Source organism: Shewanella sp. S1-49-MNA-CIBAN-0167, from assembly GCF_040310145.1.
Lineage (GTDB): Bacteria > Pseudomonadota > Gammaproteobacteria > Enterobacterales > Shewanellaceae > Shewanella > Shewanella psychromarinicola.
In genome coordinates, this window is record NZ_JBEOPO010000058.1 from 1 (window position 1) to 20,566 (window position 20,566).

The following is a 20,566-nucleotide window of genomic DNA, read 5'->3' on the forward strand; positions in this document are numbered from 1 at the left end:
CATAGCAAATCTCACTTCTAGTCTTGATTTATACTATAAGAATAAGCCAAAACTGACTCAGATGCATAGGCATGTAATCTTAAGATATCACCAGATCTCAATGCTGGATAGTGCGAGGTTAGCCTCCCCCATCACCAGATGATTATTATTGGCTATCACTGGCTATCACTGGCTATCACTGGCTACCATTGGCATACCTTGTGCTCACTCAGTAAAAAACAGCCCCGCAATGCGAGGCCGGATCAAATTAACATTTACTGTTGCTCTGTTGTCTCAGGGTAAAGACTATTCCACCACTCAGGCTGGTCTTTTAACTTTAAATCAAACCAGGCCATAGTGGTATCCCACCAGTCGAATCGTGCTTGGCGAGTATTGATATGATGGTTTTGGCCGTTAAACTCAACCAACTCCACTTCTTTACCTAATAATTTAAGGGCGGTGTACATGTAATGGCTTTCACCCACTGGCACATTAGTATCGGCATTACCGTGAATTAACAATAACGGGGTGGTGATTTTATCTGCATGATATAGCGGGCTTTGTTCAACGTAGAGCTCAGGGTTATTCCACGGAAAACTGCCTCGACTGGCCACACCAGAATAGCCATAACCCCACCAGCCATGTCCCCAGTAAGAAGATAAATTGCTGATCCCAGCATGGGACATTGACGCGGCAAAAATATCGGTTTTGGTGGCTAAATACATGGTCATAAAGCCGCCATATGACGCGCCCATGTTACCCACTCGTTTAGGGTCAACAAAATCATGTGCATCCAAGAATGCGTTAGTCCCTTCAATAATGTCCTCAGCACTGTATTTACCCCATGCATTCACATGACGTCCACTAAATGCTTGGCCATAACCGGTTGCACCATTGGGTTGTAGTACATACACAACATAACCTTGGGCTGCCCATAAATTAAATGGCCAACGACCGGTAAAGTGACGCCCTACAGGAGAGGTGCCGCCATAGTAATATACCAATGCGGGATACTTTTTACTGGCATCAAAGTCTGCGGGTAAATACACCCGACCATCAATATTGTGGCCATGCTTATTGGTAAAATCAAAATCTTGAATATCACCGAAACGGGTATTGGCATAGCTTTGTTGCTGACTATCGAACAACAGCTGCTTACCACTGGAGTTCAATGTCATTTTGAAGGTTTTTTGCGGCGCGGTGGCCGACGTACCCGCAAACACAATCGTTGGCGTAGATGGCTCGATTGCCACACTAAAGTAGTCAACCATATCAACGCCCGTGTCTATTCTACTAAAACGTTTTTTGCTTTTATCAAATAAATACAGTGGTGAGCGGTCACCTTCGGTTACCGTTAATATTACATCATCATTTTCTAGCTTGGTCATGCTACCAATAGCAGGGGTAAAGTCTTTGCTTAACGCGCTCACATTGCCTTTGCCATCGCGCCAATATAACTGGCCATCATAATCATTCACTTCGATGGTTTTATCCTGGATCCCCACACCATCCATAAAGCGTGGCCCAGCGGTAATGTACATGCCGTCATCGGCATATAACGCACTGCTAAAGCTACGATATTGGCCAATAACAGTTTCAGTTAACGCGTTTAGATCCAATTCAACTAACTGAGTTAACCCATGTGCAGGCTGTGCATAATCGACCGGAGAGCGAGTCAGTAACAAGGTACCGTTATCGACACTAGCATCTAGAAATGAGCTGCTGATCTTGTTATCGGTTAGCTGACGAATAAAACCTGAAGCCACATCTAATTGATAAATTTGGCTGTTGTTACGCCAGTCACTCCAGCGGTCTTCCAATGCGCGAAAACGCTTTGAGGTGGCTTTTTCATCGGCTTTAAAGGGTTTTTCCCAGTTAAATAACACGCTGTCACCGTACCAATGCAAACCAGACACATTGTCGATATCGCTCGCAACAACTTGGATAGTTAACTCCGCCACATTCAGTAATTGAATCTGTTTATTGGCCACAAACGCCAATTGTTTGCTATCACCCGACCACACGGCGCTGCTTGGTCGATTGTCTTGCCAGCGATACATCACACTGTTGTCCGACACCTTGCGTAACTCGGTCACTTCAATCGCGGTATCACCTTGGCTAGCCTGGTATTCAATCGTCGATTGCAGCAGGTATTTACCATTGGGTGACAGGGTTAAACTGTTAATTACTTTGGCATCAAATAGCTGCTGCGCAGACACACGTTGTGATTTTTGCTGGGTAAAATCGAGCTGATCAACATCGCTTTTCCCCTGCCAATCCAAGCTAAAAGGAACCTCTTTTTGCAGACCATCGGCCAATACTAAAACTTGGTAGTCGCCATTAGTTAAATTTAGCGAGACCTCATTAGCAGACTTCACTAATTGGCCATTCACATACACCTGTGGGTTATCAAGCCCTTTTACCGTCAACGTACCTTGGGTAAATCGATGGGTAGATACCGGCAGTTGATACGCTAACCAGCCCTCACCTTCAGCTGTTGATGAAGCCGCTTGCCAAGTCAGTTGTTGGTTAAATACTTGTATCGAATTAGACTTTTTAAGACCTGATCCCTCTACTACGTTAACCGCTAATTTGGCAACTAAGTTGGTCACTAAGTTGGCACGCAAAGCATCTGCTTGAGCACTTTTTGATAATGGTGTCGCAGTCAGTTGAATGACTGGGCCTAAGCGCTGAATGTGGCTAATATCAATTTCAGCCCCGTGAGCTATGCCTGAAATAGCCATGGCTAAACTGGTACAAACCAGTGTAAAAGCTTTCATGAAGCGTCCTTTTCTCGTTATTATTGCTGATTTCATATAACTTTTTATGCGCCACAGTGTGACAAAAATGGCATATAAATGCATCTGTTTTTACTTCGTCCTGCTAGGGTCTAGGGCGTGACTTCGTCACTGCTAGGATCGCTACGCTGCTAGAGCGGACTTCGTCCTGCTAGGGACAGCTGCGCTGCTAAGATTGAGTCGCTGCGCGACTAGGTGCTAGAACGTGACTTCGTCACTGCTAGGGACAGCTTCGCTGCTAAGATTGAGTCGCTGCGCGACTAGGTGCTAGGGCGTGACTTCGTCACTGCTAGGATCGCTACGCTGCTAAGATTTTATAGCCTCTAGCCGCGTAGCAGCGTAGCGTTCTAGGCTTTTGCTATAGATTGTATAGCATCTAGCCGCGTAGCGTCCTAGCAGCGAAGCGCTCTAGGCTGTTGCTGTTGCTATTGATTTTATAGCATCTAGCAGCGCAGCGCTCTAGGCTTTTTCCTTGCACCCCGTCGTATTGATGTTGACTAGGCATCAAATTGATGCCATCTTGAGGTATCATTAAGGAGAGCAAATTATGAATAACTCACCGTTAGCTAGAGCTGGATTAAGTGAAGATTTATTCCAAGATCAGTTTAAGTACATTAATGCGATTAACATTGGGGTTGCGGGCACTGTGGTTAAGTCACTTATTGATAGAATGCCGCAGCAACGGGCATTCATCTGTAAAGCATTGGGGGTAACCAGTGGTAACGTCAGCAGACTTTATAAACTCAAAGCGCTAAACAAAACTCAATCAGAAGAAACGCTCGATATCATCAGTGTCTATGATGCTGCATATCATCTGTATGATGATATCGACTTAGCAAATGAGCTGCTACAAACGCCTATTCCGGCACTCAACAACCAGAAGCCGGTTGATCTACTCGATTCCTTTGCCGGACGTCGATTAGTAAAGGAAGTCCTCAATAAAATGAAATGGGGTGAGTTTTCATAAATGCGTATTTATCGGATCACCTCAGAAAAACACCTAGAGAGCTATAATGGCTTAGGCGCGAGTTACTTAGACGGCGCCAGATGGAATAACAAAGGCTATCCGGTTATGTACTTTGCCATGTCAGCATCAGTTGCTATGCTCGAAATGGCAAACTATTACCCGCTGCCAAAATTCATCCCAAAAAATTTCATGTTAGGTATTTACGAGATACCAGACCAGCTATTATCGCAATTTGATCTTTCGCTCTTGCCTGATGATTGGAACGTGTACCCTTATCCCAGCTCGACTCGCAAGCTTGGCAGTGAGTGGCTAGATTTAAACTTAAATGCCGGACTTATTGTGCCTAGCGCTGCGACGCCAGATGGACTTGAATCAATCATTGTTGTTAATGGGCGTCACCCAGGCGCTGAGCAGATAAAATTGATAGATAAGAAATTGAAACTGTTTAATGAAAGGGCATTCGTCGGACGTAAGGACTGAAACTGCTAGGATCGCTGCGCTCTAGAACGGACTTCGTCCTGCTAGGGACAGCTTCGCTGCTAAGATTTTATAGCATCTAGCCGCGTAGCGTTCTAGCAGCGCAGCGCTCTAGGCTGTTGCTGTTGCTGTTGCTATTGATTTTATAGCCTCTAGCCGCGTAGCGTCCTAGCAGCGAAGCGCTCTAGGCTCTTAGATTGTTATCGCTTGATATCGCTTGATATCGCTCGCCACCGCTTGTCATCTAAATTCTAGGCTATTGATTTTATAGCCTTCTAGCAGCAAATAACAAATCAAACGAATAAGGATTCAAAATGAGTAGTAATGTAGATATTAACAATCGCCCCGATTACGACCATGTCATCCAAGATATCGCTGATTATGTATTAACGTTTGAAGTCTGCAGCGAAGAAGCTCTCGACACCGCTCGTAACTGTTTAATGGACACAATAGGTTGTGGGCTGCTCGCGCTGCGCTTTCCTGAGTGCACCAAACACCTCGGACCTATCGTACAAGGCACACTGGTGCCAAATGGCGCCCGAGTGCCAGGAACATCGCTGACGCTCGATCCGGTAAAAGCCGCGTGGGACATTGGTTGTATCATTCGTTGGCTCGATTACAACGACACTTGGTTAGCTGCTGAATGGGGGCATCCATCGGATAATTTAGGCGCCATTCTGGCCGTGGCGGATCATTTATCTCAAGTTAGACTGTCTAATGGCGAGCCGCCTCTCATGATGCGAGAAGTACTTGAAGCCATGGTCATGGCACATGAAATTCAAGGCGTGATCGCGCTAGAAAACGCGTTTAATCGGGTTGGTTTATGCCACGTTTTATTAGTACGAGTGGCCTCCACTGCGGTTGTCACTAAAATGATGGGCGGCAACAGAGAGCAAATCATGGCGGCAATATCTCAAGCTTGGGCCGATGGTGGTGCACTGCGCACCTATCGTCACGCACCAAATGCGGGCTCTCGTAAATCTTGGGCTGCGGGCGATGCCACCTCACGAGCGGTTTGTTTGGCCAACATGTCAATGCGCGGAGAAATGGGCATACCAAGCGTGTTAACCGCGCCACAATGGGGGTTTTATGATGTCTCTTTCTCGAAAACTAATAAAGACCAAGCGCTCAAACCCCAGGCTGAACGCCAGTTTTCATTTTCCCAAGACTATGGCTCTTATGTGATGGAAAACATCTTGTTTAAGATTTCCTTTCCTGCCGAGTTTCACGCGCAAACCGCCGCAGAAGCGTCGGTTATACTACATCCTCAGGTAAAATCTCGTTTGGCGGAGATTAACAAGATAGTGATCCGCACCCACGAGTCGGCCATTCGCATTATTTCAAAAACGGGTTCACTTGCCAACGCTGCGGACCGCGACCATTGCTTGCAATACATGATTGCGGTTCCGTTGGTGTTCGGCAGTTTGACCGCCGACCATTATGAAGACGATTTTCACAACGCACATCCCATCATCGATGAGCTGCGTGATAAAATGGAAATTGTCGAAGATAAGCGCTTTACGGCAGAGTATTTAGAAGCGGATAAACGCTCTATCGCCAATGCTATTCAGGTTTTCTTTAACAATGGCAGCAGTACAGAAGACGTGGTAGTAGAATACCCAGTGGGTCATCGCCGCCGTCGTAAAGAAGGAATGCCGCTATTGGAGCTGAAATTCAAAGCGAACTTAGCATCACGTTTCCCAAACCAGCAGTGCCAAACGATCGTCACTGTATGTAAAGATCAAGCTACGCTTGAGGCCACGCCAGTAAACCGCTTTATGGACTTATTTGTTATCGGGTTCTAGGTTCTTCTAGGACGGACTTCGTCCTGCTAGAATCTAGGGCGTGACTTCGTCACTGCTAGGATCGCTGCGCTGCTAGAGCGGACTTCGTCCTGCTAGGGACAGCTTCGCTGCTAAGATTGAGTCGCTGCGCGACTAGGCTGTTGCTGTTGCTATTGATTTTATAGCATCTAGCCGCGTAGCTTCCTAGCAGCGCAGCGCTCTAGGCTTTTTTGCTCGCTGTCGCTCGTCACCTAGCTCTAGTCTTTCGCTTTTGGCATGTATATATTGCAACATACACGGTCATATTGTTAGTGTTAACAGCAAGCGATGACTTTAATAACCAACAATTGACGGAGCGCCACTCATGGGATCTAACAATACTGATCAGCATAAACACAGTATCGCCACTTTTGCGGCCTTAAAAACCGCCATAGCGAATGGTGAAGAGCAGTTAGTAAAAGAATTGTTGGCAGACCAACCGATGCAAGATCTTGAAAAAAGCTATCTCATTGACTTAGCCGAAGTCACCAACAACCGCACTATCATAAAGCTGCTTAATGATATTCCCGTAAAGAAATAGGTTCACTCATCAAACAGTATCGGCACTGGATATTGGATGTCAGCCGGGAGAAGATCAATGCCCATTTCATCACCCAAACCGTCCCGTGAAGTGAAGTGGAAAATGTTATCGCAACACTCGCTCAATATACTCAGATGCAATCCTTCAAAAGACAGCAACACTCAGAAACGATAGCTACAACGGCAATGTTCAGTCAACCTTGACTGGCATTGACGGTATGCTTAAAGTCTGGCTGGTAATGATGCTGAAGTGGTGTTGGATCCTGTCGATATTGATATGTATGCCCTCAAAAAAGAGCATAAAATCATAGACAGATCTGCAGGTCAATTATCTTATTTTAAACGGACTAAAAACGTTGTCGGTCTTGCCCAGATTGACCTATATTGGTGTCAATTAAAAATACTGATAGGGCTGCATTTGCGTTTTAGCATTGATCCCACTCAAGTTTAGCGAATGCCAGACATCACGAGAACACCATTGCCAGCGCAGATGCCGCGATGTACGTTCCCAAAACATGCGGTAAAAACAGAATTAAAGTAGCCCCCATGACGTGAACAGACAAGAACACTGTCGCCGCTTTGGGAGGGGAATTTTAGAACGATTGAACAGATTGACATGGTATGACTGTGCCAATAACGCCATAATCCAGAGCGTCAAGAATAACAAAAAGTAAAAATCACTAACCAAAAACAGCGCTCCACACTTAACAACTTGAAATAAATGACTTAATCGCTAAATAGTTCTGGGCTATTTTACCGATTTTCACGCCTCACCACTAACACACCGATTAATAAAAAATTATATTTTTCAAGCTAAATCGATTAGAGTAGAACCTAGTAAAAAACAATAGAATTTTAAGGAACACTATGAGCACCATGCAACAAGCTTCATATCAAGAACTACAAAAATCTCTAGAATGTTATTTTACTGTTGATGAACAAGAGTATCTATTCCCTATATTGCTTAGCAGGGCTGGTGATTCTAGAAAGGCAATATTTTGGTTTAATAACGAACCAATACCCGCATTCGGTAACATCACTGCCTTATCGGTTTGTGCTAGTGGTGATGGTAAACAGTTCATCGATTACATCAAATCAACTCAGTTGGGTGGTGACGCTTAAACTAGGGGTCATTGGGGTCAGAGTAAACTTTATAGGGGCGTTGATAGGAGCATGTTTAAATGGCGTGCTCGATGATTGTGTTCGTGGTTACCCAACTCTGTACTTGAGAGTTATATATTAATCTTTTTTGTAGATTTGTTTCAATACCTTACTGCAAAATCATCAACTTTTTTATCACTTGAGAATAACTGCCAGTATTTAATGTACGATCACCAGTACTCAACAAAAAAATATCAAACTATATTATAAATGATCAAACACTATTAAGAATTATCAAACTTTAATATAAACGCACACATGGGCTCATTATCTAGGATAGAAAAGCCATTTTACACACCCACAAAATGCCACGATAAGTCACCGCTATAGCACTTTTGCGATGATCATTAGCCGTGTTGAGTTGATGTCAAACACAGGTTTGGCTGAGCGTTCCTGAGCAACCACACCGAACAAACACTATCGCGCATTACAGTATTATGATGTCAACACGCCAAGCTCATGTTTAACGCTTAAGAAGAATGACGTTAATAAGTATTTCTGCGCTTGCTTGTAAACCTGTTATCGCCTCATATTCTGCGACTCGTTGATCCCTGACATCATTCGACAAATTTATGATCGCCAAGTCATCATCATCATCATCATCATCAAGTACGTCATAAACGATGAAAACAAAAAAAACAATAAGCATAAATATTGCAAGTGAGTCTTTTACCATTTTTTTTAAAGAATTAACTGACAGGCAAAACTCAACCTTTATAGCCTTGAATGGTTAGGTTGTAAGCTTATCGCAAAAAAACGTTAATATTTATACAATCTTTTTCGCTAGCATTCGTCTAAATTTTAGACTAACGTTAAAACAATGTGAAAAACAATAGCACCATACTGGCCAATTTAACGGGGAGACCAAGATGAATACCTTAGGCCAATGCAAGCAACTATGGGTGCTAATAAGTTATATCTTTATACTGATGCCCATGGGCATAGTTAATGCTAAAGATTGGTCTGTACCAGAGACCCTCGTGGATAAAGTATCTGCACTAGAAACGGATCAACAAACCTTCATAACAAGTGGTGACGCTCTCAAATTCCTACCTGAACGACAGCTAGTGCATGAAATTAGAAGCCGAGATATCCCAAAGTTAAAAGTGCTTATAAACGACATAATGGCAGTTGCTGCGCAAATGACTTACGACCCAGCAAAAGATATGGGCGCTATTCCTTTAAATACTTCAAATACCGACTTTTACCGCAGTATTGTGACACCTGCTCCGCTAAGAAAAATGAAACGCGAAGACGGTCCCTTTAGTGTTAGCAGATATATGTTTCCAACATCGGGCATATCAACATTTGCTGGCGCGAAAGTAGCCATTTATCCAGAAGATTTAGTAGCAGGAAATGTAGACGTAGCCATTATTGGTATTCCTAGCGATATGAGTAGCGGTCGGCGTAATGCTGAATATGCCCCCCGATATATGCGTGCAATGAAGACAATAGATACTCGCGACATACAAACCTTATTAGACCCAATGGAAGTATTAAGTATTGTCGACTACGGTGACTTTCAGGTCGACAATATGAGTGGCGAAAGATCAGTTGATCATATTATCAAAATGGTCGCTGAAACCTCATCGACAAATGCTATCCCCATGATGGTCGGCGGCGACACTTCAATTTTATACCCTGCGGTAAAAGGAATTGCTCTGAATAAGGGGCAAAAGACCTTTGGTCTTGTGCATTTTAGCGCGCATCCAGATGCTGAGCGACAAATAGCGAATACCATTTCAGATACCCAAACTATATTTAGGCTCATTAATGAAAAAATTGTTGATGGTAATGATGTCGTTCAAATAGGCTTGCGCGGACAATCTGTCGATATTGATACGCTGCAATGGCTCCGAGAACAAGGCGTAAAATATCACACCATGGCAGAAATAAATAAGCGCGGTATATCAAGCGTAATTAAAAAAGTGAAAAAGGAAATAACCCGAGGCCCTGATCAAATATTTGTATCGATAGATGTCAGTGTTATTGAGCCAACGCAAATGATATCTGCAGGTCGTATTGCTTCGAATGGCCTAACGTTGAAAGATGTGACAGAAGCAATAAGGTACTTATGCGCGGCTAAAGATATAGTAGGTTTTGAAATTACGGATATGTCGCCTATGTTAGATTATTCGCGCCTTTCTGCCGTAAATGCTAATGCCGTTTTAAATGCTTGTCTAGTGGGGGTAGCGGTTCGCGAAGCCGGACTAAAACCTGATTATGTGCATCCTTTGGCGCTTAGCCATGGGAATTAATACAACAGGTAAATCATTTTCACAAGCCCATAAACAAGGAAGTGTAATTATGCGTGTATCCAACACTAGCGCCCTAATGTGTAAAGTCCTCGCACTGGCGGGATTATTTAGTATCTCTCTTTTTGCGCTTGCACAGGACACCTCCGGGCATGTTACAGGCACTAATCCTTATCCATATAATACTGTGGACCCGCGTGAAGAAGTACCAGAACCAATTGAGCTTCCCGACGACGTGTTACCTATGTTAGAAAGTCTTTCACCCGAAGATATAGAGTTATTGAAAAGCGGCAGAGCCAAAAAATACACAGGCGGTGCTGATGGAATTAAAGAGAGCATTTCAGCGTTTACACCCGACGAATTGCAAGCTTGGGTAGATGCCATAAGAACAGTACTTGAAGCTAGTGTATATATAGAAGGAAGAGATTCACCTAACATACCACTTAATACAGAATCGGAAGAATTCAACGCTTGGCGTGTGCTTCGTCCGCGCTCTCTCGATCCAGAGCGCGATGCAGGACCACTTAATCTTGGTCGTTACAATGGTTTTGGCGGCCCACAAACTTTTGGTGGTTTCCCATTAGCACTAACTAAAGAAGATTTAATCGCCGGTGAAGTAGACGTAGCTATTCTTGGCGCGCCACTGAATATGGGCAGCGGATGGCGAGACTCTGGTCCACGTGCAACCGCTGAACTGCGCATTCATGGGCGAGGCATGGGAAGCCTTGATCAGTATGTTTTAGTAAAAGGTTCATCGGTCCTTAAGATTGTAGACTATGGCGATGTAGCGGTAGATAACTTAAGTACCGAGCGCTCTATGGAACATATTCGCTCACTAGTGCGTGAAATAGCCGAGACCGGCGCTGTTCCTATTATTGTGGGCGGTGACCATTCACTTTCATACCCCAATATAGCCGGTATTGCAGACGTGTATGGTAAAGAGAAAGTGTCGGTTATCCACTTCGATTCGCACTATGATGCATGGTGGGGCGGTGCTCATCTTATTAGCCATGGATTACCCGTATACCGACTGTTAATTGAAGGTCACGTCAGGGCCGCAGATTATATTCAAATGGGCTTAAGGGCATCAGGTCCAGATAAGGTTGCTTTTAAGTGGATGCGCGAACAAGGAATGCGTTATCACACTATGGCGGAAATTGAACGCCGTGGTTGGGAAGCCGTAATTGATCGCGTGGTAGCTGAGGCAAGTGAAGAAGGGCGAAAACTGTTTATCTCCTTTGATATAGACGTGATTGACCCTGCATTCACTGTCGCGACGGGAACACCTGTTCCTGGTGGATTGAATATGCGAGAATCCATCTCGATTGTAAGACGATTATGTTCAGAATCAAATGTGGTTGGGTTTGATCTTGTAGAATTGCATCCTGCATTAGACCCCACCTATCGCACTACCCAAAATAGCGTTCATATTATCAAAGCCTGTATAACCGGCCTTGCTATGCGTAAAGAAGGTCTTACCGACAAACATTATCTTAGCCCTGTTTCTAGTGAACATGCGATTGACAATTATTATGGCGACCAGCAAAAATATATTGATGCTACTGCCGCTGAAGTTGCTAAAGAAAAAGAGAAAGAGGAGGAGGATAAAAAAAGAAGTGAAGAAGAGCAGTAGAGCTAGAGTATAAGTAAAACAAAACATGATATTTTTCTATGCAACAGGTGCCGTTGTTATTGTTTTAGGCGTTGCTAGCTGGCAGTCGGATCAGGGCTATTTTTTCCACGTTGTGATGTCGTCACTTGTGCTCCAAGGTTACTGTTAGGCGCAAACATCACGAACTAGGGAGTAATCCAAAACGCGTAAGGTTGAGTCTAGGAGGCGGAATTAACGCCGCTAATTTGCCAATGAAGTCGATTGGGTCAAAAAAACGTGAGTTGTACCATCACGATATGGCGTCTTCAATTCATAACGCACTTTTACATGTGGAGTCACTACATAGCCCCCGTAAGAAACCATTTCCAAGCCGACCGCAGCGCAAGAATTCATCAAACTCTCCTTCCACATATTTGGGTAATCCTTTTCCTTACTCGAAAAGTTTGCTGTAAAGTCAGGGTATTATCGTTCGACCAACTGATTAAGCAAGGTAGTTTCTGGCCGATGGCGCTTATATTTCTCACTTTGTTGTAATGGCAGCACATTCGTTCGTCCTTGAATTCTGTGCAGATAAGTGTGGCAAAAAAAGGCGCAATTAACAACTGCACTATGAGCCGGATCGGGTGTACTAAATGACCGATTTAGTACCGTGTTATTAATACTTAGAAGTGAACTTTGAATGTCCGCCATGGAACAAAACAAATGAAAGCCAAGCGCAATCCCAACTACCTTGAAACGATTATATTTGGCAGGTGAGTTTTCATACTCTTGCCCTTCCCACCAGCCCCTATTACAGGCGCTACCACAATATCCAGTTTTGGTTACTTAAATCTATTATTCACCATATAATGTAACCATTTTTGCACTTTAACAAGAGTCATCAACAGTAGCGTTGACAAGGTAAGCTTAAAGTCCTAAATTAAATACATTAGGTGGATTTATTTCATTTAAGGTAACCATTTAAGGACTTTAAAAATGAGCAACATGACCGCATCAGCTTTTGCTGAAGAGATCGGTGAGCGCTTGAAGCAAGCGCGTCTTAATCGAGATCTCACTCAATCAGAGGTCGCCGTTCTTTCTGGTGTAGCACGTAAAACGGTACTGAATGCTGAAAAAGGTAAAGTACAACTAGAGATTTTGATCGCCATTATGATGGCACTAGATCTGACAGATCAGATAGACCGATTTCTTCCTAAACAAGAAATTTCCCCTTTACAATTGGCTAAATTACAAGGAAAGAAAAGGCAAAGAGCATCTGGACAACGCCGCGACGCAGATGAGGAAACGCCCGAATGGTAATGGAAGTCATCAAGATCATATACCAAGAACATGAGGTTGGTGCGGTGAGTTTTGATACCGACAAAGGCATGGGCGCATTTGAATATGACCCTAGTTTTGTGAAAAAAGGAATCGAACTGTCTCCTATCAAAATGCCATTATCCAAGCGCATTTATAGCTTCCCTGAACTAGATTTCAATACGTTCAAAGGGCTACCCGGACTAATTGCAGATTCATTACCCGACGACTTTGGTAATGCAGTTCTCAACGCATGGGTTGCTGGGCAAGGTCGTTCACCCAATGACATCACACCACTGCAACGGCTTCAATATACTGGTAAGCGAGGCATGGGAGCATTGGAGTATGCGCCAGCAACACAATTACGCAGTCTCAATGCTTCGCAGCAAGTAGAAATCAAGTCGCTAGTATCGATCGCACAAGAAATCTTGGATTCCCGTGGCCATTTCGACGTTGAGTTAAAACAACATGGCCAACAAGAACGAGAAGCAATGATGTCTTTACTCTCGGTAGGCATGAGCGCAGGAGGAGCCAGACCCAAAGCGGTATTGGCCTTCAATGAGGATTTTACTCAGGTTCGTTCTGGCCAGGCCACCGTCCCTGATGGTTTTACTCATTACCTAATGAAATTTGATGGTGTAAGTGAACATAATAAAAACCAAGAAACCTTTGGCGACCCTCTTGGCTATGGGGCTATGGAGTTTGTCTATCACTTAATGGCTAAAAAGTGCGGTGTCGATATGATGCCATGTCGCTTGCTTCAAGAAGGCAATCGAAGACATTTTATTACTCAACGATTTGATCGAATGAAAAATAAAAAGGTACACGTACAAACGCTTAATGGCATAGCACACGTGGACTATAAAAAGCCTGGCTCATTCTCTTATGCTGAATTATTTGGTATAGCCAGACAGTTAAAACTCTCTGCACCTGAAGCTGAACAACTACTAAAACGCATGACCTTTAACATAATTGCCCGAAATCATGACGATCACTCAAAAAACGTCGCCTTTATTCTAAAAAATGACAAATGGTCACTTGCTCCAGCTTATGATCTTGCATACAGCTATAAGCCCGGCAGCAAATGGGTCAATAGCCACTGGATGAGCTTAAATGGGAAAAGAGATAATTTTAGTCGTTCTGATTTCTACAGCTTAGAAAAACTAAGCCCACTCTTTAGCAAAAGAAAGATTGACGACATCCTTGATGAAACTATCGAGCATGTATCAAGTTGGCGTAATCTTGCCGAAGCGTGGGATGTTCCAAAAACACTCATAAATGAAATAAACACAAATTTGCGTCTGGAAATTTAGCAATAGGACGGACTGCGTCCTGCTAGGATCTAGGGCGTGACTTCGTCACTGCTAGGATCGCTTCGCTGCTAAGATTGAGTCGCTCCGCGACTAGGCTGTTGATTGTATAGCCTCTAGCCGCGAAGCGTCCTAGCAGCGCAGCGTTCTAGGCTATTGATCTTATAGCCTCTAGCCGCGTAGCGTCCTAGCAGCGAAGCGCTCTAGGCTGTTGCTATTGATTTTATAGCATCTAGCCGCGTAGCGTCCTCGAAGACCGAAGGTCGTCCTAGCAGCCGCAGCGCTCTAGGCTTTTTTGTTCGCTACCGCTTGTCATCGCTCGTTACCGCTCGTTACCGCTCGCCATCATTCTCTAGTCTTTTGTCAGCAAAATATGCAGCAAATTATCCTGAAAAGTAATATTGCCCGGCAACCGGCTATGTTGCTCGCAAATCATGACCGCGTATTGCAACGGGAAGTAACTGTATTGGTGTCTTGGCTGCAGCGGATCCAGCGCGGTTTTGGCCAGTAATGATTGCTTACTTACCGCACCATCGCCCGGTTCCAGCATTAGCGCCTCATAATCAATATTCTTCAGCGGCGCTTTTATTTCTTTTGGCCATAACCTAACAAAAGATTCGTTATCAATATCTTCAATCAAAATTCGGGCAGGTGTTTGATGACAATCACCGCCGAACACAATAAGTTGCTCCGCCGGATCGTCATTTTTAACACTCAACGACCACACAAAACGCCGCGCTCTCTCCAGCTGCTTATACAGGTCGTCGGTTGACACAAGCGCAATGTTATCTGACTGAGTAGACTCCTTGTCCAGGCTAAAAGGCCCCCATTGCAACGCTTGCCAAACATCAATATCAAAGATATCTCGGTGCAAAACCTGACCTTTACCGCCAACAACAGCATTTCTCAATGGATGGGGTAATAACTGATAGCTACTGGGGAAAGTTTGTAATACTTCGGCGGGGATATGATTAAAACCGACAGGGGCACCGGTGAGTAATTGCTGCAATGCCGATACCGAACCAAAATTGGGCGTACCGAGCAAAATGACCTTACGGGTTTTGTTGAGTCCGCTATTATTAATGGCAAATTCATTGCTGTTTAGCACGTCTTGTTGGCCATACCTTAGCCAGTAACGTGTGATTAACCCGCCCATGCTATGAGCAACAATATCAACACGGAGCTTTGGGTTAGCATAGTCCAGCCTTATTTGCTCAACAAACTGGTCCAGTTTGGCTGCAGTGTGCTGTAAATCCTCACGCCAGTCGTACTCAAAGCGGTAATAGTGCCGTTTATTGGCAACCGCCGCATCACCAACCTGGCTAAAATGATAACCACCAGCGGTGAGCAAAGTGTCTTCGATAGTGCCGTAATAATCAAATCCAGCAACCCTATCGGTAATACCACAAACATAAAGTGGCACATCACCTGTCAACGCCAAATCGGCATAACTGCCAAACAGCAGTGTACTAATTGCCCCCGGCCATTTTTCGGTACCAGAGGCATCGCACAACCTAGCACCAAAAGCACCATGAATTAAAATTACCGGCGGCACATCGCTATTAACAGAACTCTGATAAATACGCTGCAGATCAGGAGCAATAATGTTGCACCCTGCAATTGACAGCACACAGCACATCAACACAAAATATTTTAAAATCACTGTAATCTCTCCATCTCCTGCTAGGATCTAGGAACTCGCAGGCTCGCCAGAGGGCGGACTTCGTCCTGCTAGTGTCGCTGCGCTGCTAGAACGGACTTCGTCCTGCTAGGATCTAGGGCGTGACTCCGTCACTGCTAGGATCGCTACGCTGCTAGAGCGGACTGCGTCCTGCTAGGGACAGCTTCGCCGCTAAGATTTTATAGCCTCTAGCCGCGTAGCGTCCTAGCAGCGTAGCGTTCTAGGCTGTTGCTATTGATTGTATAGCCTCTAGCCGCGTAGCGTCCTAGCAGCGCAGCGTTCTAGGCTGTCGCTATTGATTTTATAGCCTCTAGCCGCGAAGCGTCCTAGCAGCGCAGCGCTCTAGGCACTTGCTTTAGCTTTTATTGGCCAAACATCAAATCCACTGCTAAGTTAACTAACCGTATTACATACAATTAAAGGACTAACATGCAGATCATTCACCATGGAGCGGTAAACGGAGTCACAGGGTCATGCCATCAACTGGAGGTGAACAATTACAGTCATAACCACAACAATGATATCAGTAGTTATCTTATCGATTGCGGCCTGTTTCAAGGCGCTGAAACCGCCGGACAAAGTTCAGCTGAACAGCTGCAAATAAGCTTTGATATCAACAATATCAAAGCCCTCATTGTGACTCATTGCCACATCGACCACGTCGGGCGTATTCCCTACTTGCTGGCAGCAGGATTTGACCAACCTATCTATGCCACCACCGCCACAGCAGCGCTATTACCTCTGGTCATAGAAGACGCCTTAAAAGTCGGCGTCACCCGCGATAAAAAACTCATTCAAGCCTGCATCAATCGACTCAACAAACTGCTTGTTGCGGTCGATTACGGCCAGTGGATAACACTGCCAATCAACCTCCCCACAGCAACAAAAACAGCAAGCGAAACTGAAACAACGCCACTAACGTATACCAAAGCCAAACTCAAGTTTAAGCCTGCCGGACATATACTCGGCTCGGCGTATGTTGAAATAGACTTAACCGGCCCTAAAAGCAGCCACCGAGTGGTATTTTCGGGCGACTTAGGAGCAAGCTACGCGCCGTTACTTGCTAGCCCTAAAAGCCCATACAAAGCCGATACCTTAGTGATTGAATCCACCTATGGCGATAAAAATCATCAAGGCCGCAAGGATCGCAGCAAACAGCTCAAAAACATCATCGAGAAAGCCGTAAAAGATAATGGAGTGGTACTCATCCCCGCATTTAGCATCGGCAGAACCCAAGAGCTACTGTACGAATTTGAACAGATTATTTACCGTAATAAGCACAACCCAATGTGGCAAAACATCGACATTATCGTCGACTCCCCCATGGCGGCTAACTTCACCCAAAAGTATAGTCAATTCAAAAAATTATGGGACAACGAAGCCAAAAGAAAACTGGCCCAAGGACGCCATCCGCTCGACTTTAATCAATTAATCACCATCGACAGCCATCAAGACCATCTCGCCGTGATCAACTATTTAGACTCAGTCAATAAACCCGCCATCATCATTGCCGCATCAGGCATGTGCACTGGCGGGCGGATCAGCAACTACCTCGCCCGCTTTTTATCCAAGCCTACCACCGACATCCTTTTTGTCGGTTACCAAGCCAGAGGCACTACCGGCCGAGACATTCAAACCTACGGCCCCCAAGGCGGATACGTCTATATTGACGATATAAAGATAGACATCAAAGCCTCCATCCACACCATCAGCGGCTACTCCGCCCACGCCGATCAACACAACCTCATCAATTTTGTTAAACGCATGCACCACAAACCTAAACATATTCGTATTGTTCATGGCGATGATGAGGCTAAACAAGCGTTGGCCTCAGCATATCAAGCATTGTTACCCATGGCAGAGATTGAGATCGGTAAAGCGTAACAACACCAAACGGCAATCAAAAACAGTTCACCGGTGAGATGACAAGTTAATGACCAAATTTAACTCTGACACCTGCGTTAGTAATAAACCCATCATTACGAGACCAGATATCAGTAGTCCACTGGCCGCCTGGCGATCTATTAGGCAGTAACATAGGATGTTCATCGGTTTGTTTTACATCGAGTAAGTTTTCTAAGTTAATAAACCAACTGACTCTGCCAACAGTAATTTCGCCCATTAAACCAAGATGCCAATAAGGATTGGTTTCATCAATATAAGGGTTATCGTTAACGTTTTGAGTGCCGGTATAATAAGCTTCAAAGCCCGCTCTAAAATTGCCATGTTGCTCCCACATAGCGACAAAACCACCAGAATGACGTGGTGTTAAGGCAATGGCTCTTCTGCCGTCCCCGTCGGGTGACACTTCAGTTGCATCTAGATACAAGTAACTTGCGGTCAACTTAACATCGCCTAAATAGTAACGCAGCAACACTTCAGAACCACGGATCTGACTTTCGCCGGGTGCATTAACCAACCTAACAGCGTCTAAGGAACCATCGTTATTGACAGAGAAAGCCTGTAAACCCGTGACGTTATCTACATTCGAGCCAAACAAGGTCAAACTAGTTTCCACATCATCAAAGGTATAACTAACATCAAGCGATGCCGTTTTAGCGCGCTCTTCTTGTAAGTTGTCAATTGGTGCTAACCTTGATAATCCTGCAGCCTCAATCTCTTCAACAAACGGTGTAGGAGCAAAGTACCCTTCCCCATAAGAGCCTCTTATGGTTAAGTCACTTGGGCGATAAAGCACCGACACTCTTGGGCTAAATTGAGTACCATATTCACTGTGATCATCAATACGCGCACTGTAAGAAGTGGTGATTTGGTCTGTCAGCTCATAATCAAGTTGAGCAAATGCACCCGGCACTTTATAAGAATAATCAAACTCAGGAAAAGTCTCAGAGGCAAAGATTTCAGACTGATAGGCTAAACCAACAACCCAATCACTGTTATCGGTATAACCTGCGATGCTATTTTCAAGCAAATAACTCTCGTGTTGATCTTCTTCTATATCGGCACCATAAACATGCACATGATCTTGTACCATCGCCGATGCGCGAGTATTAAACGTCAATGACTCTAATAACGGCATACTAAACACAAGGCCGCCATCAAGCCTGTCTGAATCTTGCGATTGCTCAAACGAAGTTCCATCAGCGACCGTATTATCACCTAAAGTACCGCCAGTACGCTGCTCGGTCATAAACCCGCTAGTCACATACAGTGTTTGTCCTTCTTGTCCTTCCCAAAATAATCGAGGACGTACAGTGTATCGCTCATAACCTGCCAGATCGATCCAGCCGTCATTATCTATATCTTGCTTGTCTTGATAATGAGCACCTGCCGTCACCGACCCTTTTACATTCTCGCTCAATGGTGACTCAAAATAGGTGGTCACATCCTGACCATCGCGCGTGGTTGCATTGACCAACACTTCACCGCTTAATTCATCACTAGGCGTTCGAGACACAAGGTTAATTACCCCGCCGAGTGCTGAACCACCATAAAGTGATGACGCCGAGCCTTTAATAATTTCAACGCGACTTAAATCAGTCGGCGGCACTTGCAACAAACCAATCGATCCTGCTTGATTACCGTACAGCGGTAGACCATCGGCCAGTAATTGGGTATAACGACCATACAAGCCTTGTAGGCGAATATTAGCACTGCCTAACGCAGGTGAAGTTGTTTGTAATCTTACCCCACCCGTTTCTGCCACCAGCATAGAAATATTACCCGGTCTCATCGCTGCTTTTTCTTCAATCTCTTCGCGGTTAATGACCTCAACTCGAATAGGTTGTTCATCGGCAATTCGCCCAGAGCGAGTGGCTTGTATGACAATGGTTTCCATTTCATCTTCGTGTTCAGGCTCGTGTTCATCGACATCCGCTTTTGGGGCATCATGCTCAGAATGTTCATGGTTTTCAGTGTGGCTCTTACTGTCATTCTCACTGTGATTTGCACTCTGTCCAGACGTATTTATCGACTCATCCACCACACTGGCTTCACTCACCCCAATAACACCTAGCGACAAAATTAATGACGCCGCGGAATAACTCAACATACAACTTCCTTTTAACAACACATTACCGAAAATGATATGCTTAAGCTTAAAGGTTACAGCCACTGGAAGGTCAATATGAAAATAAGTGAATTGGCATCAATTGCCCAGGTATCGGTTAAAACCATCCGATATTATGAGCAAATTGGTTTACTCTCTCCGCCAATCCGTACCAGTAATGGCTATCGTCATTACCAACAAAAAGACATTGAGACATTAGTGTTCATAAGACGATGCAGAGAATTAAACATCGGACTCGATGACATCAAGCGCTTGGTTGATACACAACAAGACCCAAAATCGTCGTGCGCACTAGTCGACAATATCATTGCCGAACAACTTGCCCGCATTCAACAAACCCAGCGAGAGTTGGCATTACTAGAACAATCATTAGCGGCACTCGCGAGCTGCTGTAAAAGCCATCAGATCAAAGATTGCAGTATTTTACAAACGCTGAAATCGGTTTAAGTGAATTAAAACAGTACCTTATCGATACCGTTAGCAAAGGCGATGGGGTAATCCAGTGAACATTTGCAATGAGTGTTCGCCTTTCGGGAGCTAACGATTTTCGATTTTCCAGCATGTGGAAAACGCTATTTTGTTAACTGAGTGAGGTGCTGAGATAACGATTTTCGATTTTCCACTATGTGGAAAACGC

General features: G+C 44.6%; 15 protein-coding genes and 1 pseudogene. 11 read left to right on the plus strand and 5 right to left on the minus strand.

The annotated features are described in order from the left end of the window. Positions 1–254: 254 nt before the first annotated feature. Positions 255–2,759, minus strand: a complete 2,505-nt coding sequence (locus tag AAEZ00_RS19390) for an alpha/beta hydrolase family protein (protein ID WP_351089527.1) — start codon at positions 2,757–2,759, stop codon at positions 255–257. A gap of 565 nt (positions 2,760–3,324) precedes the next feature. Here AAEZ00_RS19390 and AAEZ00_RS19395 point away from each other — a divergent pair. The 5 genes from AAEZ00_RS19395 to AAEZ00_RS19415 all read left to right on the plus strand — a co-directional run bounded on the left by AAEZ00_RS19395 (position 3,325) and on the right by AAEZ00_RS19415 (position 7,706). After that, positions 3,325–3,744: an Xre family toxin-antitoxin system antitoxin gene (locus AAEZ00_RS19395; RefSeq protein ID WP_124013981.1), complete on the plus strand. Its 420-nt coding sequence runs from the start codon at positions 3,325–3,327 to the stop codon at positions 3,742–3,744. Next, entirely contained in the window at positions 3,745–4,224 is a 480-nt protein-coding gene (locus AAEZ00_RS19400) for an RES family NAD+ phosphorylase (protein ID WP_124013982.1), read from the plus strand. A 311-nt stretch (positions 4,225–4,535) separates the two neighbouring features. Then, the gene (prpD, locus tag AAEZ00_RS19405; RefSeq protein WP_351089529.1) at positions 4,536–6,026 is read left to right on the plus strand and encodes a 2-methylcitrate dehydratase; all 1,491 of its coding nucleotides are present in this window, start codon (positions 4,536–4,538) and stop codon (positions 6,024–6,026) included. Positions 6,027–6,369: 343 nt separating this feature from the next. Then, complete coding sequence (locus tag AAEZ00_RS19410) at positions 6,370–6,585, plus strand: hypothetical protein (RefSeq protein WP_351076500.1); 216 nt, start codon at positions 6,370–6,372, stop codon at positions 6,583–6,585. 866 nt (positions 6,586–7,451) lie between these two features. Beyond that, the gene (locus tag AAEZ00_RS19415; protein ID WP_351076503.1) at positions 7,452–7,706 is read left to right on the plus strand and encodes a hypothetical protein; all 255 of its coding nucleotides are present in this window, start codon (positions 7,452–7,454) and stop codon (positions 7,704–7,706) included. 502 nt (positions 7,707–8,208) lie between these two features. On the opposite strand, the gene AAEZ00_RS19420 is transcribed toward AAEZ00_RS19415, so the two are convergent. After that, positions 8,209–8,394 (minus strand): hypothetical protein, encoded by a 186-nt coding sequence (locus AAEZ00_RS19420; protein ID WP_351089531.1) that lies wholly within the window; start codon positions 8,392–8,394, stop codon positions 8,209–8,211. Between the two features lie 220 nt (positions 8,395–8,614). Between AAEZ00_RS19420 and AAEZ00_RS19425 the strand changes: the two genes are divergently transcribed. Both AAEZ00_RS19425 and AAEZ00_RS19430 read left to right on the plus strand, forming a co-directional pair. Continuing rightward, the gene (locus tag AAEZ00_RS19425) at positions 8,615–10,003 is read left to right on the plus strand and encodes an agmatinase family protein (protein WP_351076505.1); all 1,389 of its coding nucleotides are present in this window, start codon (positions 8,615–8,617) and stop codon (positions 10,001–10,003) included. A 49-nt stretch (positions 10,004–10,052) separates the two neighbouring features. Further along, entirely contained in the window at positions 10,053–11,633 is a 1,581-nt protein-coding gene (locus tag AAEZ00_RS19430) for an agmatinase family protein (RefSeq protein WP_351076508.1), read from the plus strand. Positions 11,634–11,734: 101 nt separating this feature from the next. On the opposite strand, the pseudogene AAEZ00_RS19435 reads toward AAEZ00_RS19430, so the two are convergent. Further along, positions 11,735–11,939, minus strand: a pseudogene (locus AAEZ00_RS19435) (transposase); the annotation flags it as partial. 648 nt (positions 11,940–12,587) lie between these two features. On the opposite strand from AAEZ00_RS19435, the gene AAEZ00_RS19440 reads away from it, so the two are divergent. Then, positions 12,588–12,911: a helix-turn-helix transcriptional regulator gene (locus AAEZ00_RS19440; protein WP_351089533.1), complete on the plus strand. Its 324-nt coding sequence runs from the start codon at positions 12,588–12,590 to the stop codon at positions 12,909–12,911. Continuing rightward, positions 12,905–14,221, plus strand: a complete 1,317-nt coding sequence (locus AAEZ00_RS19445; RefSeq protein ID WP_351089535.1) for a type II toxin-antitoxin system HipA family toxin — start codon at positions 12,905–12,907, stop codon at positions 14,219–14,221. Before AAEZ00_RS19440 ends, AAEZ00_RS19445 begins: the two co-directional genes overlap by 7 nt. Before the next feature lie 349 nt (positions 14,222–14,570). On the opposite strand, the gene AAEZ00_RS19450 is transcribed toward AAEZ00_RS19445, so the two are convergent. After that, complete coding sequence (locus AAEZ00_RS19450) at positions 14,571–15,881, minus strand: esterase/lipase family protein (protein ID WP_351076516.1); 1,311 nt, start codon at positions 15,879–15,881, stop codon at positions 14,571–14,573. Between the two features lie 447 nt (positions 15,882–16,328). Here AAEZ00_RS19450 and AAEZ00_RS19455 point away from each other — a divergent pair, with 447 nt between their 5' ends. Continuing rightward, the gene (locus AAEZ00_RS19455; protein WP_351089537.1) at positions 16,329–17,783 is read left to right on the plus strand and encodes an MBL fold metallo-hydrolase RNA specificity domain-containing protein; all 1,455 of its coding nucleotides are present in this window, start codon (positions 16,329–16,331) and stop codon (positions 17,781–17,783) included. A 46-nt stretch (positions 17,784–17,829) separates the two neighbouring features. Here AAEZ00_RS19455 and AAEZ00_RS19460 read toward each other — a convergent pair whose 3' ends face one another. Next, on the minus strand, positions 17,830–19,911 hold the full coding sequence (locus tag AAEZ00_RS19460) for a TonB-dependent receptor plug domain-containing protein (RefSeq protein ID WP_351076522.1): 2,082 nt from the start codon (positions 19,909–19,911) through the stop codon (positions 17,830–17,832). Positions 19,912–19,986: 75 nt separating this feature from the next. Between AAEZ00_RS19460 and AAEZ00_RS19465 the strand changes: the two genes are divergently transcribed. Then, positions 19,987–20,376 carry a Cd(II)/Pb(II)-responsive transcriptional regulator gene (locus AAEZ00_RS19465; protein ID WP_124731663.1) on the plus strand — a complete coding sequence of 130 codons (390 nt, stop codon included), beginning with the start codon at positions 19,987–19,989 and terminating at the stop codon, positions 20,374–20,376. Positions 20,377–20,566 lie beyond the last annotated feature (190 nt).

Excerpts from the sequence above, each read along its gene's own strand:
- prpD (WP_351089529.1), top strand. The coding sequence starts at position 4,536 with ATGAGTAGTAATGTAGATATTAACAATCGCCCCGATTACGACCATGTC.
- AAEZ00_RS19390 (WP_351089527.1), bottom strand. The coding sequence starts at position 2,759 with ATGAAAGCTTTTACACTGGTTTGTACCAGTTTAGCCATGGCTATTTCA.
- AAEZ00_RS19420 (WP_351089531.1), bottom strand. The coding sequence starts at position 8,394 with ATGCTTATTGTTTTTTTTGTTTTCATCGTTTATGACGTACTTGATGAT.
- AAEZ00_RS19455 (WP_351089537.1), top strand. The coding sequence starts at position 16,329 with ATGCAGATCATTCACCATGGAGCGGTAAACGGAGTCACAGGGTCATGC.
- AAEZ00_RS19425 (WP_351076505.1), top strand. The coding sequence starts at position 8,615 with ATGAATACCTTAGGCCAATGCAAGCAACTATGGGTGCTAATAAGTTAT.
- AAEZ00_RS19410 (WP_351076500.1), top strand. The coding sequence starts at position 6,370 with ATGGGATCTAACAATACTGATCAGCATAAACACAGTATCGCCACTTTT.
- AAEZ00_RS19395 (WP_124013981.1), top strand. The coding sequence starts at position 3,325 with ATGAATAACTCACCGTTAGCTAGAGCTGGATTAAGTGAAGATTTATTC.
- AAEZ00_RS19445 (WP_351089535.1), top strand. The coding sequence starts at position 12,905 with ATGGTAATGGAAGTCATCAAGATCATATACCAAGAACATGAGGTTGGT.
- AAEZ00_RS19465 (WP_124731663.1), top strand. The coding sequence starts at position 19,987 with ATGAAAATAAGTGAATTGGCATCAATTGCCCAGGTATCGGTTAAAACC.
- AAEZ00_RS19440 (WP_351089533.1), top strand. The coding sequence starts at position 12,588 with ATGAGCAACATGACCGCATCAGCTTTTGCTGAAGAGATCGGTGAGCGC.
- AAEZ00_RS19430 (WP_351076508.1), top strand. The coding sequence starts at position 10,053 with ATGCGTGTATCCAACACTAGCGCCCTAATGTGTAAAGTCCTCGCACTG.
- AAEZ00_RS19415 (WP_351076503.1), top strand. The coding sequence starts at position 7,452 with ATGAGCACCATGCAACAAGCTTCATATCAAGAACTACAAAAATCTCTA.
- AAEZ00_RS19460 (WP_351076522.1), bottom strand. The coding sequence starts at position 19,911 with ATGTTGAGTTATTCCGCGGCGTCATTAATTTTGTCGCTAGGTGTTATT.
- AAEZ00_RS19400 (WP_124013982.1), top strand. The coding sequence starts at position 3,745 with ATGCGTATTTATCGGATCACCTCAGAAAAACACCTAGAGAGCTATAAT.